Genomic DNA, 14,345 nt, shown 5'->3' on the forward strand with positions numbered 1-14,345 from the left:
CCCACTTATGGTCGGCCGCCAGAAACGCTCGGCGTCGAGAGGGAACGGTTGATGAGGGCTGTCGTCCTGACCAAGCCACACCACGTGGAGGTGGTCGACAACTGGCCGCGACCCACGTTGCGGGCGGACGAGGTCCTTGTGGGGATGCGTTCGGTGGGACTGTGCGGGTCCGACCTGGCTGTCCACGAAGGACATCGAGAGCCGCCTGCCTTGCCGTGGGTGATGGGGCACGAGGGTGGCGGCGAGATCCTCGCCGTCGGAACCGGTGTCACGCAGCGACACGTCGGGCAGCGCGTGGTGGTGGAGCCCAACTACAGCTGCTTCCAATGCGACGCCTGCCTGGCGGGAACGACCTCGGCGTGCACCGGCAGGGGAATCGTCGGCATGAACCTCCCCGGGCTGCTCGCGGAGCAGGTCGCGGTACCTGCCCGCTTCACCTGGCCCGTGCCGGATTCGGTCTCCGACGCGACGCTGGCGTGCGTGGAGCCGCTCGCCGTCGCAAGAGCGGCCGTGCGAAGGGCACACGTACGGCCCGGTGAGCAGTGCCTCGTCGTGGGCGCCGGGTCACAGGGCCTGTTCCTGTGCCAGGCGTTGCTCGCCGCTGGCGCCGCGCCCAGGGTCGTCGAACCCATACCCGGCAGGCTGGAACTCGCCGAACGCATCGGTGCCGCCAGGGCGAGCGACACCGGCGAGGACAGCTTCGCGATCGTGTTCGACACCGCGGGAACCCCGCAAACCTGGGACATCTCGCTGCGCTCGGTGGCGCGCATGGGCACCATCGTGATGATCGGGATGGGCAGCGAGCCGGTTTCGGTCTCGCCGATGGAGCTCGCGAGGCGGCAGCTGCGGATCCGTGGCTCGCTCATCTACGACCACCCCGCGGACTTCTCCGAGACGGTGGCATCCGTTGTGGACGGCTCGATCCGGCCTTCCGAGGTGCTGCACGAACGCTTCCTGCCCTCCGACGCCGCGACCGCCTTCGCGCTGGCCCGCTCGGCGCCGGGCAAGTCCTGGATCGACCTGTCCGGCTGGCAGGAGGGCAGCGATGGTTGAGCCGACCGGTAACAACTACGAAGACACCGGGCAGCCATCCGGTCGCGGTGAACCCGCACCGCTGCGCTGGCTGTCACGCGCGGAGGCGGTTGTCGGCGGCCTGCTACTCACCACGATCTTCGCACTGATGCTGTTGCAGGCGGCACAGCGGTACCTGCCGACCGGTGGCTGGGTGTGGACAGGAGAGTTGGCGAGGTTCAGCCTGGTCTGGCTGACCTTCGCCATGTCCGGCTACCTGCTCGGCAGGGATGCGCACGTGACGCTGAAGCTGATCGATCACGTGACCACCGGCCTGGCGCGCCGCCTGGTGTGGATCTTCGCCAACGTCACCGTCGCCGTCGTGTGCCTGAACCTGGCCTACGAGGCGTTCGAACTTGTCGGTTCACCGTCGCGGCAGACCTCACCCGCGCTGGGCCTGCCGGTCGGCTACTTCTACGTCATTCCCCTCGTCGGGTTGCTGCTGACCACGGTCCGCTCCGTCGTCGCGGTCTTCGCGCCCGCGCCGGTTTCGAAGGAGGAGCCTTCGGCATGAACATGGCGCTCCTTGCCGCCGGGATCATCGTGCTGCTCGCGCTGCGAGTTCCCGTCGCGTTCGCGTTGCTGGGCCCGTGCATCACCTACGTCACGATGAACGGGCAGTCACTCGGGTTGAGCATGCGGGAGGTCACCGGGGCGATCGACAGCTTCCCGCTGCTGGCGGTGCCGTTGTTCATCCTGGTCGGGGTCATCGCCAACCACGCGGGCATCGCCGACCGGCTGTTCGACTTCGCGCTGTCGGTCATCGGGCGGGTCAAGGGCAGCCTCGGCTACGTCAACATCGGCGTGAGCCTGGGCTTCTCGTGGATGAGCGGCTCCGCTCTTGCCGACGCGGCCGGACTCGGCAAGGTCGAGGTGCCCGCGATGGTTCGCAAGGGCTACTCCAAGCGGTTCTCGGTGGGCATCACCGCGGCGTCGAGCCTGATCGGTCCGGTGATGCCACCGAGCATCCCCGCCGTCGTCTACGCCTCGATCGCGGCGGTGTCCACGGGAGCGCTGTTCGCCGCATCCGTGGTGCCCGCGTTCCTGATGGCAGCGGGACTGGCGGTAGCGGTCTTCGTCTGGGCCCGGCGCCAGTCGGAGTTGCAGGCGCAACCGTTCGACTGGGAACGACTGCGGAAGGCGACACTGCGGGTGCTCGGGCCGATGCTGACCCCGGTGATCATCCTCGGTGGCATCCTCGGCGGGTTGTTCACCCCCACCGAAGCCGCCGCCGTCGGTGCCGCCTACGTGCTGCTGCTCGGCGTGGCCTACCGCAGGATCCGCGTGCGCGACCTCGGCGCGATCCTGCGTGACACGGCGGCCACCACCGCCTCCATCACGCTGATCCTCGGCGCGTCCGGGCTGCTGGCCTGGATTCTGGCCAGGGAGCAGGTGCCCGCGGCCGTCGCCGAGTCACTGCTGGGCTTCACCGACAGCCAGCTGGTGTTCCTGCTACTCATCAATGCTCTGCTGATCTTTCTCGGCGCGGTGCTCGAGGGCACGTCGGTACTGGTGATCACAGTGCCGATCCTGTTGCCGATCGCCGTCGAGTTCGGTGTGGACCCACTGCACTTCGGCGTCATCACGATCATCAACCTGATGATCGGCTTGCTCACTCCCCCGATCGGTGCCGTGCTCTACGTGCTCAGCCCGGTCACCAAACTGCCGGTGCACGAGGTCTTCCGCGGCACGGCTCCGTTCCTGATCCCGCTGTTCGCCGTGCTCATGCTCGTGACGTTCGTTCCGGCAACCGTCACGTTCCTGCCCGCGGCACTCGGGTTGTGACCCCAACCGAAACCATTGGAGGAGGCGACGATGCCCACCAAGAACAGGTACCGGCTACTCACCCTCGTGTCCGCAGCGGCGCTGCTCGCCACGAGCTGCACCGCGATGGGCGGAAGCGAGGACGGCGACTCGCCGGAAGGCTCGGTCACGCTCTCGTTCGCCAACAGCTACACGACCCAGCACCCACACACCCGCTGCGGGATACAGGCGGTGGCCGACAAACTCAACGAGCAGGACAACGGGGTGACGATCGAGACCTTCCCCAACAGCCAACTCGGCGAGGACACCGAACGGTTCACCTCCTTGATGGCCGGTGACGTGGACATGGACGTGCAGGGCTCATCGGCACTGGCCGCCAGCTACGCGCCGATCGGCGTGCTGGACATGGCATACGCCTTCGACGGTCCCGACCAGCTGTTCGAGTTCTTCGACAGCGAAGCGGCCAAGAAGCTGAAGGACGAGTTCGCCAAGGAAACCGGGGCGCGCATCCTGGACGTGTGGTTCTTCGGGATGCGCCACTTCACCGCGAACAAACCGATCCGCACCCCCGATGACCTGCGCGGTCTGCGGATGCGCTATCCGGACTCGCCGATCTACCTCGAAAACGCCAAGGCCGTCGGGGCGAGCGCGACCGCGGTGGCGTTCGAGGAGGTCTACCTGGCACTGCAACAGGGCATCATCGACGGCCAGGAGAACCCGATTCCCACCATCGCGGAGAAGAGCCTGGACGAGGTGCAAAGCCACGTCAGCCTTTCCGGCCACCAGACCGGCTCGCAGCTCATCGTGATCAATGAGGACAGTTGGCGCAAGCTCTCCGCCGAGCAGCAGCAAACACTCCAGCGGACAGTCCACGAGACCAGGTCGGCCAACCGGGAATGCATCGAGCAGGAGGAGAAGAAAATCCTCGAGCAGTGGCGAAACGGCGGCGACATGACCGTAGTTTCCAACGTCGACCGCGAGGCGTTCGCCAAGCGGGCCGATGACTACTTCGACAAGACGCTTTCCGGCAAGCAGTTGGAGCTGTACCGCAGCATCAGGCAGTCCGCGGAGTAGGTGGGAACGGCTGGTGGAGGCCTTGTCACTCTACGGGCCACGCAGGCAGGCGATGCGGGGCCGGCCATGAGCAGGCTCCGCATCGCGGTCGTGGGCGCCGGTCTGATCGGTCGCAGACATGTCGAGCTGGTGCGCGGCGACCCGGGCTGCGAGCTGGTGTCCGTTGTGGACCCCGACCCGGCCGCACGCGCGCTCGGCCGCGGCCTCGGGCACGCGCGGCTGGCCGACCTGCTCGCCGGGACGCGTGTCGACGGCGTCATCGTCGCCTCGCCGAACAGCCGTCATGTCGAGCACGCGCTGTGCTGTGTGGAGGCCGGTGTGCCGGTGCTCGTTGAGAAGCCGCTCGCGGACTCCGTGACCGGCGCCGAGCGGCTGGTGTGTGCCGCCGAAGCCCGCGGGGTACCGCTGGCGGTCGGGCATCACCGAAGGCACAGCCCGCTGGTCGCGGCCGCGGCCGAGATCGTGCGCGGGGGCGTGCTCGGCACGCTGGTCGCCGTGCAGGGCAGCGCGGTGTTTCGCAAACCCGACGACTACTTCGAGCAGGCACCGTGGCGCCGCGGGCCGGGCGGGGGCCCGATCCTGATCAATCTCAGCCACGAGATCGACAACCTGCGCGCGATCTGCGGCGAGATCGTGGCGGTGCAGGCCACCGCATCCAGCCGGACCAGGGGCTTTCCGGTGGAGGACACGGTGGCGATCACGTTGCGGTTCGCCGGTGACGCACTGGGCACCTTCCTGCTTTCCGACGTCGCGGCCTCGGCGCGGAGCTGGGAACAGACCTCCCGCGAGGACCCTCGCTACCCCTACCACCCGGACGAGGACTGCTACCTCCTCGCGGGCACGAACGGTTCGCTTTCCGTACCGAGCATGCGGCTGCGGGTGTTCGCAGGCACCCCGTCGTGGTGGGAGCCGTTCGTCACCTCGAAGGTCGAAGTGTGCGGGTCGGACCCGCTGCGGCGGCAACTGGAGCAGTTCTGCGCGGTGCTACGTGGTGAGCAGCCGCCGCTCGTCAGCGGCCGCGAGGGCCTGCGGACGCTGCGAGTCACCCGGGCAGTGGCTGAGGCCGCCCGCACCGGCGTGCCGGTGACCATCGACTGAGGAGTGAAGCTGATGCGGAAGGCGATCGCGACCGTGTGCCTTTCCGGCACGCTGTCCGACAAACTCGACGCGGCCGCGGCGGCGGGGTTCGACGGCGTGGAGATCTTCGAGAACGACCTGATCGCCTCGCCGTGGTCGCCGCGGCGGCTACGCGACCGATGCACCGAACTCGGCCTGTCGGTGGACCTCTACCAGCCGTTTCGGGACTTCGAAACGGTGGACCCGGAGGCGTTGCGGCGAAACCTTCGCCGAGCGCAACGTAAGTTCGACCTGATGGAGCGCCTCGGTGCCGACACGCTGCTGGTCTGCTCCTCGGTTTCGGACGACGCGGTGGCCGACGCGGACCTCGCCGCCGAGCAGTTGCACATGCTGGCCGAACGTGCCCAGCGGCGTGGGCTGCGGATCGCCTACGAGGCGCTGGCCTGGGGCCGCCACGTCGACACCTGGCAGCGCTCCTGGGAGATCGTGCGGCGGGCGGATCATCCGGCGCTGGGGCTGTGCCTGGACAGTTTCCACGTGCTGTCGCGATCGCAGCAGCACGACGCCGCTTCCGCGATCGCGGATCTGCCCGCGGACAAGCTGTTCTTCCTGCAGTTGGCCGATGCGCCGAGGCTGCGCATGGATGTGCTGCAGTGGAGCAGGCACCACCGGCTGTTTCCCGGGCAGGGTGCCTTCGACCTGGCGAGTTTCACCGGGAACGTGCTCGCGGCAGGCTACCGAGGGCCGCTTTCGCTCGAGGTGTTCAACGACGTGTTCCGGCAGTCCGCCCCGCACAGGGCGGCCGTTGACGCGATGCGCTCGCTCGTCGCGCTCGAGGAGTCGGTTGCTCCTCGACTTCCTTCGCCTGCCGCCGAACGTGTCGAGTTGGCCACCCCGGTGACCGCGACGCCACCCACCGGCTTCGCCTTTGTCGAGGTGGCCGTCGCAGGCGACTCGGCGGCGTCGGTGGCGCGTGCCCTTGCCGCGATGGGTTTCGCACACGTGGGGCAGCACCGGTCCAAGCCGGTGCAGCTGTGGCAGCAGGCCGACGCGCGAGTGCTGCTCAACTCCGACGAATCCGCCGCGACAGCGGTGAGCGCGCTCGGGGTGCAGACGTCCGATCCGACGAGGTCCGCGCGACGTGCGCATGCCTTCCTGGCCCCGGCGGTGCCACGCGAGCGGGGCCCGAACGAGGCGGAGTTGCCCGCGGTGGCCGCGCCGGACGGCACGCAGGTGTTCTTCTGCCGCAGCGGAGAGCGGGGGGCGGACTGGCTCGGCGATTTCATCCTTAGCGGTACCGCACCGCAGGTGGGGGCCCGACTGACGCATGTCGACCACGTGGCGCTGGCCCAGCCGTTCGACTACTTCGACGAGGCCACCTTGTTCTACCGCGCGGTGCTCGGCCTCGACCCTCGGCACGACAGTGAGTTCGCTGCCCCGTTCGGGCTCGTCCGCAACCGCGCGGTGAGCGATCCGGACGGGCTGGTGCGGATCGCGCTGCACGGCACCCTGCTGCGCAGGGGTGACTGGTCGCCGGGTGTTCCGGACCCGCAGCATGTCGCCTTCGCCACCGACGACGTGTTCGCCGCCGCGCGGGCGATGCGTGAGCGTGGGGTGCCGCTGCTGTCGGTTTCCGACAACTACTACGACGACCTCGACGCCCGGCTCGATCTCGATCCCGCGCTGCTGGCGAGGTTGCGGGAATGCCAGGTGCTCTACGACTCCCAAGAGGGTGGGGAGTTCTTCCACTTCCACACCGAGGTGCTCGGCTCCCGGGTGTTCTTCGAGGTCGTGCAACGTGTCGGCGAGTACACCGGGTACGGGGTGGCCAACGCGCCGGTCCGCATGGCCGCTCACCGCCAGGCACGGCACCGGAAACAGGCGCACTGATCCCGCGCGCCGGGCGGCTCGCCTCCCACCTCCGGCAAGTCCGATTTGTCGCATTGGTGTGAACCTCAGTTAATGGAACAGACCTATACCAATAGCTGATCCGATCGACCGCGTCGCCGAATCCGTTGTCCCAACAACGAAATCACCCATCCTGACCTGCAGGTTCTCAATTCGTGAGAGCACTTCTACCCGCGCGTCGGTTGCGATACCCTCCCTGCACGCTCGGGGACCGATGGATGGCTGGGGTTTTGTCAACGACGAGATCGGTCACCACCTTTCCCGGCCGGGTGGTGTGAGGCCGGTCGGATCGGAGCGACGTGGGTTGCACGCACGCTGAAGGGTGCCCCCTTTTTCCACTGCTGCGGCAAAGTCTGCGCGGATGGCGGGACCACTACTGCGACAGCGACGACCGTTGGCGCAGCTGTGCCCGCTACAAGCTGTCCGTCACGGGTCAGATGGTCCCCATCTCCCTGCTGCCGAACGGAAACGACGCGCAACACCTGCGACGCGTTATCGGCGAGGGCCGCTACGACGCCGTCGAGCCGAGGCGCAGGCCGAGGCCCGCTCCCGAGCAGCCGCAGCGACCACCGCAGCCGCCACGGCCACGCGCGTACGCGCCGAGGCAGTCCCAACCGTCCTGGTTCGACACCGACCGACCCCGCCGTGTGGCCGACCAGGAGCGGGCTCGCCCCCGGCCGCCCGAGCCGTCAGCGCGCTCCAGGCAGGACCGGATCGACGAACCACTGCCGCCGCGACGACCCGCCGACCGGGAACGCGAGCGCAAGCCGCGCTGGTGGACCCGGCTGGCCGAATGGATGAGAGGTTCCGCATGAGCAACTACTGGCCCTGGTGGGCGGGAGCGGCCGGGCTCGCCCTCGTCACCATCAACTTCACCCTCACCACGGACCGCACCCTCGGCGTGTCCTCGGCGTGGGACCGCGTCCTGCACTGGCGGTCCGAACGCAAGCTCGAGCGCATGAACTCGCAGTTCGACGACAAGGAACTCGCCGAAGCGCTCGCCGCCGCCACCGCCGAGGAGTTCGGCACGCAACCGGACGGCAACTCCCGATCCGGTGGAGCGCACACGCTCGTCGAGGACCCCGAACCCGCTGAGCCCGTTTCCACCGCGGCCTCCCGGCCCGCGCCACTGGTGACCCAGGCGGCGCTGCTGCTTTCGATCCTCGCCGGTGGCTGGATCGCGGCTGTCACCAGCGGTCGCTTCGAGGTTCAGTCGACCATGGGCGAGGGCTTCAGCAAGATCGTCACCGCCGACCCCACCACCATGATGATCGTGTTGTTCGCGGGCGGGATACTCGTCGGCTTCGGCACCCGCCTCGCAGGAGGGTGCAGTTCGGGACACGGCCTCAGCGGCTGCGGACGGCTCCGCCCGGTCAGCCTTCTGGCGACCGCGGTCTTCTTCGGTACCGCCGTCGCGGTTTCGTTCCTGCTGTGGAAGGTGATCTGATGCGTACCAGGGGTGCCGTGCTGATGGGCAGCGTCGTCAACGGACTGGCGCTCGGCTTCGTCGTCACCAATATCGGCTTCGGCGACTACGCCGAACTCAACCGCATGTTCACCTTCCAGGACCTGCGGATGCTGCTCGCGTTCGGCGGGGCCGTGGCGATCATCGTGGTGGTGTTCGGAGTGATGCAGGTCCGCCGCACGCCGGGGCGCATCCACGCCGGTGTGGTCCCGGGCGCGATCCTGTTCGGCACCGGCTGGGCGATCTCCGGGGGTTGCCCGGCGATTCCGATCATCCAGGTCGGCAGCGGTTACCTTCCGGCGCTCATCACGATCGCGGGCGTCGCGGTAGGTATGTGGCTTTGCCGCTGGGCCAACGCGAGGTACTTCCACCTGGACCGCGGCTCCTGCGGCCTTTGACGGCCGCTCGGCGCGTGATCGTATTCCGCGTCGCATTCGAAGCAGGTGCGTTTCGAATGCGACGCGGAATTCGCGCTGCCATCACTCGAAGGCCAGAATGAGGTCGAGCGGACTCGGCACCATTCGGTAAAGGAACATACTGCCGTCGTGGCCGACGTAAGTGGACCTCGGCCAGTCCTGCTCCTCCAGCCACTCGAACAGTTGCGGCCCGCCCACGGCCGCGACCCGTGCTCCCTCTCCGGGCGAGATCACCACCAGATACACCGTGCGGCAAGGGCAGTACGAACAGAAGGCGAGATCCACTTCCTCCACATTGGCCCGGTCGTCGAGCGCTTCCGGATAGCGGAGCACATGGCCCTCGTTGCACGCACGGAGCGTTCTGACTCCGTCAGACATGGCCGGTGGTTACTCCCTTTACTGTCGCGGAGAAGGCCTCCGGCCACCGATCGGGAATCGACAACCGAAGGCGCGATAACGAAATCGCTACGGGTTGGCGTCACGTTAGCAGTCACCCCCTTTCCCTGGCAGGGTTTCTCAAATATTGACCGGGGGATCGACAAGGCGCCCACCGTGCGAGACCATCCGCGAGCAACGTGTGGCTGCCAGTAGTGGTCAAGACCTTTCACCGGTCATGGCCGGGCTCGCTGGCCGCGGCGCCATCGCTGCGGGGTGATGCCGTAGCGGCGCCGGAATCGCCGGACGAGGTAGGTGGCGTCCCGTAGCCCGGTTCGGGCAGCGACCACGTCGAGCGGAAGGTCGGTCTCACGCAACATCCGCCGCACCTCGGTCATGCGGCGCTCGGTGAGCCATTCGAGTAGCGGGCGGCCGGTGCGCTCCCGGACCACCGTCGTGAGGTGCCCCGGGGTGTAGCCGAGCGCGCGAGCGACGTCCGCCGCCGACACCGGCTCGCGAAACGTCGCCTCGATCTGATCGAAGACCCGTTCCACGAGTGGGTCCGGTGTAGCCGGGGGGTGGGGCGCCAGCCGTGCGGCCGCGACCAGGACACGGGTGAGCAGCGCGGTGATGGCATCGCGGGCCCCCAGCCGGTCGGGGTCGGCCAGTTCCTCGGCCAACTCCGCGAACCACGCCGACCAGCGCGCCCGGTCGGCTTCGGCAACCCGACCCTGCCCCTCGCCGGGAGCGAACATCGCTAGCAGCGGGTGGTGGTTCCACGCCAGCGGGGAGATCGAGGCGAGAGCGGGGACGGCGTCCGGCGTGAACGCCACCGACCAGCCACGGCTGCGGGCAAACTCCGTGACCCCGGTCATGCTGACGACCTGCCCTGGTGGCACCGCGTGAACCTGACCTGCACGCAGCGGCCGTTCGACGCCGTCGGCCACGAACGAGCCGTCGCCCTCCTCCAGGTAGACCAGCACGAGGAAGTCGTGGGCGTGCCGGTGGTCCGGCTGGAGTTCGGTGGGCGTGGCGTCGGCACCGAACCGGGTCACCCAGACCGGAGGCAGGCCGGGGCGCTGCTCGCGGCGGTAGACGGGAGTCCCGTCAGGCAGCACCCTACGCAGCCTCGAGGAGGAGCCCCGCTCCCGATCGACCGAAGAATGTCCCATGCCTACCAAGGTACGTCCTGCACAGCTACCGCAAGACGTCCAAGACTGGTGGCAGCGGCACGACAACCAGTAGGGAGCACTCATGAAACCGACAACCGGCGTACGAATCCTCGACGAGCGCACTCAGCAGGAGCGCGACCGCGCGTTCCTTCCGGGCGCGGGCAAGACCTGGCTGCTGCCCTTCTACGACGCCTTCGCACGAGTTGCCGGTGTTCGCCCGTTGTACGAGCGCACGGTCGAACTGGCGGGTGTCGAGCCCGGCCAAGCCGTGATCGATGTGGGCTGCGGCACCGGTAACCTGTCGCTCTCCCTGCTGGCGGCACAGCCGCGAGCGCGGGTCACCGGGCTCGATCCCGACGCGGCCGCACTGCACAGAGCCGCACGCAAGGCACGGCGCAAAGGCGTGGCCCTCACTCTCGTACAGGGGTATGCCGACCGGATTCCCGAGGAGGACGCATCGGCCGATCACGTGGTCTCGTCGCTGGCACTGCACCACGTCGACGACGACGGCAGGGCGGCGTTCGGCCGCGAGGCGCTGCGCGTACTCCGGCCGGGCGGGAAGGTCACCGTCACCGACTTCGGCGGCCCATCGTCCAATGTGGAAGACTACCTGCCCGAGCACGACCACGGTCACGGGTTGCGTAGGGTTCTGCGTCACCTGCCCCGGCTGATGCGCTCCAGGGTTGCACACAGCCCGGTAGTGGCGCGCAACCATGGCAACGGCATCGTCGCTCTGCTGGCAGCGACCGGGTTCGAGGACGCAGGCGAGGTCGCGCACGTCGACCACAAGTTCGGCCGTATCACCTTCGTGCAGGCAACCCGCCGCTAAACCGGTGACTGAAGCCGAAATCCACCCTCCCCCGCTCCCGCGGGGAAGACCCCCACCTCGATCGCGGCGTCCTTGATCTGAGGACCACCCCCGCTCGCGCGGGGAAGACCAGCTCGCCGAGCTCCGCAGGCCCCGGGAGGTCGACTGCTTGGTGTTTGGCAACGCCGAGTTGGGACGTCAGGGGAGCGGGGACCGAGGATGCGATCCAGTGACCGCTGGGGAGATCCTGCTCGGCGTGGGACCGACCTTCCAGCGGACACGACCTAGTCAACCACGGCAGCGACCAGTGATATGCGCCGTCGGGCTCGTCGAGCCATACCCGGTGATGACCGTCGCTCCCCACGGTCAGGCCGAGGCGTTCCCAACCTGGTCGACCGAGCCGTTCCCACATCGCCTGGACGTCGTCGAGTTGGTCCCAGATAGCGACCGGGCCACCCTGCCGCACTTTCCGCGCGCCTTCCTCGTCGGGCGCGAGTCGTACCGCGCACCCACAATCCGTCCTTGCCGGTGAAGGCGGTCCATTCCGGCCCGCGGCCGCGGTAGCCGAACGTGATTCGTCGCGGTAGCCGAGCCTGCGCGAGAAACCACGGGATCGCCGCCGCCCACGGTTGCGGGCCGAGCCTCATCGTCGACCGCCTGCCGCGCTCCAGCTCCGGCGTGCTGGTGCGCGTGGGCGGTGGCGCGCCGTCGGTGGCGCGCATCGCCATGAAGCCGGCCCACTTCGGCAGGAACCGGCCCTCGAGCCGATCGCCGAGTGCGATCAGGACCTCCGCTTCGGCGCTGCTCGCCTGCGGGCTCGATAGGCAGCGGCCTTCACCCGGTTGCCGCACTCGCTCATCCCGCACCAGTTACGCCGGGCCCCACGTGAACGGTCGAGGTAGATCCGCGTGCAGCCGGTACGACCACACTCCTTGAAGCACGCGTTCGGATCGGCGAGCGCGGCGATACCGCTTCTGGCTACCTGCGAGAGCGCGGCGAGCAGGTCCCCCTTCAGGTGCAGACCCGCATCGCTGAGCGTCATCACGGGTACCGGTCCGGCCGCGATCTCGTTGACGACCTTGAGACTGGCCGGGTCGAAGGGCCGACCGAGCACGCGATCGAGCGCGAGCCGGTAGCTCGCTTCTCGCAGCGACAGCGCGGACTCGAAGGTGGCGACGTCGGCGACAACCCGATCGGGCAACTCGTCGCATTCGGCCACCCAGCGCTCGAGGTCGGCGGGCGCAGTCAGCAGGTCGATCGGGTCGTCTCGACGAGACCCCACGGTGGCGGCCAGGTCGAGGGCCGAGTTACCACTGACGAACGCGAAATCCACGTCACCATCTTGACCGGTGACTCCCCTCAGAGCAAACTGACGTCACCTGTTGAAGCGGTGACGATTGGAACGGTGGAACACATGGCCCAGATCCGACACGTCGAGGTGGTGGTGTTCGACGTCCTCGGAACCATGGTCGACGAGGCCAGCGGACTTCGAGCGGGGATCCGCGAGGCAGTGCCCGCATCCGACGACGCGCTTGTCGGTGAGTTGCTCACCAGGTGGCAAGGGCACGTCGAATGCGAGCAGCAACGCATCGCGCGAGGACACCGCGCGTACGCCAACAGCGAGGTCGTCGACGGCGAGGCCGCAAGCCGGGTCGCCGACCACGCCGGGCTGACTGATCCCGTGATCATTGCCCGGCTGGCCACGGCGGGGCAGCGCCTACCCCCGTGGGACGACTCCGTCGCCGGCCTCGAGCGGCTCGCGCGACGGTTTCCCGTGCTCGGACTCTCCAACGCGGGCAGGACAGCGCTGCTGCGACTCAACGCCCATGCCGGGCTGCGCTGGCATCAGGCGTTGTCCGCCGAAGCCGCCCTTGCCTACAAACCCGCACCGGAGGTCTACCAGCTCGCGATCGACACGGTGGGTTGCCCGCCGGAACGCATGCTCATGGTGGCGGCCCACGCCTTCGACCTGCGCGGGGCAAAGGCTTCGGGCATGCGCACCGCCTACGTCCAGCGGCCGGTCGGCGACCCGCCAACGGCCTCCGACGACTTCGACTGGCGGTTCGACGGACTGGACGACCTGGTCACCGCGCTGACGTCGGAGTAGTCGGGGTGGTGGGCTCGTCGCGGGAATCGGCCCGGCTGAGCAACTGCAGCATTACCCCCACCACCCACACGAGTGTGAAGGCGATGACCGTCGGGTTCTTCACGAAGAGCAGGACACCGAGGTACCCGTCGCGCACGGACTCCGGCAAGGCAGCGCCGACAACCAACTCGAGAACGACGTCGAAGATCGCCAACGCGACGGCGAGGAACCCGAACTGGAATACCAGGCTCACGGGATGCTCGCGCAGGAACCTTCGGGCGTCGGCCCACGATGTCGGCACACCATCGAACGCCCACCGCACGATCAGGACGAGCAGCAGCACCCGCACCGCCGTCACCCCGATCTCGGATGCCACCTTGACGCCGCGCGGAACCGAGTCCTGCCAGGAGACCACGACGAGGCGTTGCACCGACGGCAGCAGCGACAGCCCGACCACCACGACCAGGTGCCGCCGGTAGAACCGCCAGGCCCAACGGGGCACCGCGGCAGCCAACCTGAACTCGCTCGACAGCCGACCACGCAACTGACTCACCTCCCAGTTAATTTACTTCGTTGAAGTAAAATATATGGCAGGTTAAAGTGCAACCATGAGCGAGCTGGAAGGCGCCGACCTCGGCCGGGAGTTGAGCACCGCCGTCGTGATGTTCCACGAAGCGGTGGGAACACGACTCGGCCTGAGCGCGAGTGATCAACGCGCATTGGCTCTGATCAGTAGGCACGGACCCCTCACCGCCGGGCAACTCGCCGAGTACACCGGCCTCACCCCCGGCGCGATCACCGGCATGATCGACCGCCTGGAACGCGCCGGGCTCGCCCGCAGGGAGCCCGACCCCTCCGACCGCAGGCGGGTGCGTGTCAGCGGCACCGGCACCGGCGGCCAACCCGAAGTCTTCCGTGAACTCGCGGCGGCGATGAACGAGATCACCAGCCGCTACACCGAATCCGAGCAGCGAGCGATCGCCGACTACCTCACGCGGACGATCGAGGTACTACGGGCACAGACCAGGAAACTGACCGAGGGCTGACGTAACTCGGTCCCTCGTCGAACAGCGCGCCCGCAACCGTGTCCGCAGCGGCCCGGCTGGTGTGGCCCGTGTCGACGTGGGCC

At 68.2% G+C, this 14,345-nt stretch carries 16 protein-coding genes; 12 read left to right on the plus strand and 4 right to left on the minus strand.

What is annotated here, in order from left to right; translation table 11 throughout:
* The first annotated feature begins 51 nt into the window (after positions 1–51).
* From SACMADRAFT_RS23995 to SACMADRAFT_RS24035, 9 genes are all read left to right on the plus strand, one after another.
* The gene (locus tag SACMADRAFT_RS23995; RefSeq protein WP_009156455.1) at positions 52–1,053 is read left to right on the plus strand and encodes a zinc-dependent alcohol dehydrogenase; all 1,002 of its coding nucleotides are present in this window, start codon (positions 52–54) and stop codon (positions 1,051–1,053) included.
* The gene (locus SACMADRAFT_RS24000) at positions 1,046–1,585 is read left to right on the plus strand and encodes a TRAP transporter small permease (protein ID WP_009156456.1); all 540 of its coding nucleotides are present in this window, start codon (positions 1,046–1,048) and stop codon (positions 1,583–1,585) included. Before SACMADRAFT_RS23995 ends, SACMADRAFT_RS24000 begins: the two co-directional genes overlap by 8 nt.
* Positions 1,582–2,856: a TRAP transporter large permease gene (locus tag SACMADRAFT_RS24005; protein WP_009156457.1), complete on the plus strand. Its 1,275-nt coding sequence runs from the start codon at positions 1,582–1,584 to the stop codon at positions 2,854–2,856. The genes SACMADRAFT_RS24000 and SACMADRAFT_RS24005 overlap by 4 nt, the downstream gene beginning before the upstream one ends.
* A gap of 30 nt (positions 2,857–2,886) precedes the next feature.
* Positions 2,887–3,909 (plus strand): sialic acid TRAP transporter substrate-binding protein SiaP, encoded by a 1,023-nt coding sequence (locus SACMADRAFT_RS24010; RefSeq protein ID WP_009156458.1) that lies wholly within the window; start codon positions 2,887–2,889, stop codon positions 3,907–3,909.
* 66 nt (positions 3,910–3,975) lie between these two features.
* Positions 3,976–5,007 carry a Gfo/Idh/MocA family protein gene (locus tag SACMADRAFT_RS24015; RefSeq protein WP_009156459.1) on the plus strand — a complete coding sequence of 344 codons (1,032 nt, stop codon included), beginning with the start codon at positions 3,976–3,978 and terminating at the stop codon, positions 5,005–5,007.
* A 12-nt stretch (positions 5,008–5,019) separates the two neighbouring features.
* Entirely contained in the window at positions 5,020–6,876 is a 1,857-nt protein-coding gene (locus SACMADRAFT_RS24020; RefSeq protein ID WP_009156460.1) for a bifunctional sugar phosphate isomerase/epimerase/4-hydroxyphenylpyruvate dioxygenase family protein, read from the plus strand.
* 455 nt (positions 6,877–7,331) lie between these two features.
* Positions 7,332–7,709 (plus strand): hypothetical protein, encoded by a 378-nt coding sequence (locus SACMADRAFT_RS24025; RefSeq protein ID WP_050998254.1) that lies wholly within the window; start codon positions 7,332–7,334, stop codon positions 7,707–7,709.
* On the plus strand, positions 7,706–8,341 hold the full coding sequence (locus tag SACMADRAFT_RS24030) for a YeeE/YedE family protein (RefSeq protein ID WP_009156461.1): 636 nt from the start codon (positions 7,706–7,708) through the stop codon (positions 8,339–8,341). The genes SACMADRAFT_RS24025 and SACMADRAFT_RS24030 overlap by 4 nt, the downstream gene beginning before the upstream one ends.
* Positions 8,341–8,757, plus strand: coding sequence for a YeeE/YedE thiosulfate transporter family protein (locus tag SACMADRAFT_RS24035; protein ID WP_009156462.1), 417 nt, complete (start codon positions 8,341–8,343; stop codon positions 8,755–8,757). Before SACMADRAFT_RS24030 ends, SACMADRAFT_RS24035 begins: the two co-directional genes overlap by 1 nt.
* 81 nt (positions 8,758–8,838) lie before the next feature.
* Here SACMADRAFT_RS24035 and SACMADRAFT_RS24040 read toward each other — a convergent pair whose 3' ends face one another.
* Complete coding sequence (locus tag SACMADRAFT_RS24040) at positions 8,839–9,153, minus strand: hypothetical protein (protein WP_009156463.1); 315 nt, start codon at positions 9,151–9,153, stop codon at positions 8,839–8,841.
* Positions 9,154–9,386: 233 nt separating this feature from the next.
* The gene (locus SACMADRAFT_RS24045) at positions 9,387–10,322 is read right to left on the minus strand and encodes an AraC family transcriptional regulator (protein WP_050998256.1); all 936 of its coding nucleotides are present in this window, start codon (positions 10,320–10,322) and stop codon (positions 9,387–9,389) included.
* An 82-nt stretch (positions 10,323–10,404) separates the two neighbouring features.
* Here SACMADRAFT_RS24045 and SACMADRAFT_RS24050 point away from each other — a divergent pair, with 82 nt between their 5' ends.
* The gene (locus tag SACMADRAFT_RS24050) at positions 10,405–11,151 is read left to right on the plus strand and encodes a class I SAM-dependent methyltransferase (protein ID WP_009156465.1); all 747 of its coding nucleotides are present in this window, start codon (positions 10,405–10,407) and stop codon (positions 11,149–11,151) included.
* Positions 11,152–11,911: 760 nt separating this feature from the next.
* On the opposite strand, the gene SACMADRAFT_RS24060 is transcribed toward SACMADRAFT_RS24050, so the two are convergent.
* A complete protein-coding gene (locus SACMADRAFT_RS24060; protein ID WP_009156466.1) occupies positions 11,912–12,463 on the minus strand; it encodes a CGNR zinc finger domain-containing protein in 552 nt (183 codons plus the stop codon).
* An 81-nt stretch (positions 12,464–12,544) separates the two neighbouring features.
* On the opposite strand from SACMADRAFT_RS24060, the gene SACMADRAFT_RS24065 reads away from it, so the two are divergent.
* On the plus strand, positions 12,545–13,237 hold the full coding sequence (locus SACMADRAFT_RS24065; protein WP_009156467.1) for a haloacid dehalogenase type II: 693 nt from the start codon (positions 12,545–12,547) through the stop codon (positions 13,235–13,237).
* Here SACMADRAFT_RS24065 and SACMADRAFT_RS24070 read toward each other — a convergent pair.
* Positions 13,215–13,760, minus strand: a complete 546-nt coding sequence (locus tag SACMADRAFT_RS24070; RefSeq protein ID WP_009156468.1) for a hypothetical protein — start codon at positions 13,758–13,760, stop codon at positions 13,215–13,217. The genes SACMADRAFT_RS24065 and SACMADRAFT_RS24070 overlap by 23 nt on opposite strands.
* Before the next feature lie 64 nt (positions 13,761–13,824).
* Here SACMADRAFT_RS24070 and SACMADRAFT_RS24075 point away from each other — a divergent pair, with 64 nt between their 5' ends.
* On the plus strand, positions 13,825–14,262 hold the full coding sequence (locus tag SACMADRAFT_RS24075; protein ID WP_009156469.1) for a MarR family winged helix-turn-helix transcriptional regulator: 438 nt from the start codon (positions 13,825–13,827) through the stop codon (positions 14,260–14,262).
* Positions 14,263–14,345: the final 83 nt, after the last annotated feature.

Origin of the sequence: Saccharomonospora marina XMU15, from assembly GCF_000244955.1 — a bacterium.
In the GTDB taxonomy this organism is placed as follows: domain Bacteria; phylum Actinomycetota; class Actinomycetes; order Mycobacteriales; family Pseudonocardiaceae; genus Saccharomonospora_A; species Saccharomonospora_A marina.

What these genes read in the sequence shown, in the direction of transcription:
- SACMADRAFT_RS23995 (WP_009156455.1), top strand. Translation starts at nt 52, where the DNA reads ATGAGGGCTGTCGTCCTGACCAAGCCACACCACGTGGAGGTGGTCGAC.
- SACMADRAFT_RS24000 (WP_009156456.1), top strand. Translation starts at nt 1,046, where the DNA reads ATGGTTGAGCCGACCGGTAACAACTACGAAGACACCGGGCAGCCATCC.
- SACMADRAFT_RS24005 (WP_009156457.1), top strand. Translation starts at nt 1,582, where the DNA reads ATGAACATGGCGCTCCTTGCCGCCGGGATCATCGTGCTGCTCGCGCTG.
- SACMADRAFT_RS24010 (WP_009156458.1), top strand. Translation starts at nt 2,887, where the DNA reads ATGCCCACCAAGAACAGGTACCGGCTACTCACCCTCGTGTCCGCAGCG.
- SACMADRAFT_RS24015 (WP_009156459.1), top strand. Translation starts at nt 3,976, where the DNA reads ATGAGCAGGCTCCGCATCGCGGTCGTGGGCGCCGGTCTGATCGGTCGC.
- SACMADRAFT_RS24020 (WP_009156460.1), top strand. Translation starts at nt 5,020, where the DNA reads ATGCGGAAGGCGATCGCGACCGTGTGCCTTTCCGGCACGCTGTCCGAC.
- SACMADRAFT_RS24025 (WP_050998254.1), top strand. Translation starts at nt 7,332, where the DNA reads ATGGTCCCCATCTCCCTGCTGCCGAACGGAAACGACGCGCAACACCTG.
- SACMADRAFT_RS24030 (WP_009156461.1), top strand. Translation starts at nt 7,706, where the DNA reads ATGAGCAACTACTGGCCCTGGTGGGCGGGAGCGGCCGGGCTCGCCCTC.
- SACMADRAFT_RS24035 (WP_009156462.1), top strand. Translation starts at nt 8,341, where the DNA reads ATGCGTACCAGGGGTGCCGTGCTGATGGGCAGCGTCGTCAACGGACTG.
- SACMADRAFT_RS24040 (WP_009156463.1), bottom strand. Translation starts at nt 9,153, where the DNA reads ATGTCTGACGGAGTCAGAACGCTCCGTGCGTGCAACGAGGGCCATGTG.
- SACMADRAFT_RS24045 (WP_050998256.1), bottom strand. Translation starts at nt 10,322, where the DNA reads ATGGGACATTCTTCGGTCGATCGGGAGCGGGGCTCCTCCTCGAGGCTG.
- SACMADRAFT_RS24050 (WP_009156465.1), top strand. Translation starts at nt 10,405, where the DNA reads ATGAAACCGACAACCGGCGTACGAATCCTCGACGAGCGCACTCAGCAG.
- SACMADRAFT_RS24065 (WP_009156467.1), top strand. Translation starts at nt 12,545, where the DNA reads ATGGCCCAGATCCGACACGTCGAGGTGGTGGTGTTCGACGTCCTCGGA.
- SACMADRAFT_RS24075 (WP_009156469.1), top strand. Translation starts at nt 13,825, where the DNA reads ATGAGCGAGCTGGAAGGCGCCGACCTCGGCCGGGAGTTGAGCACCGCC.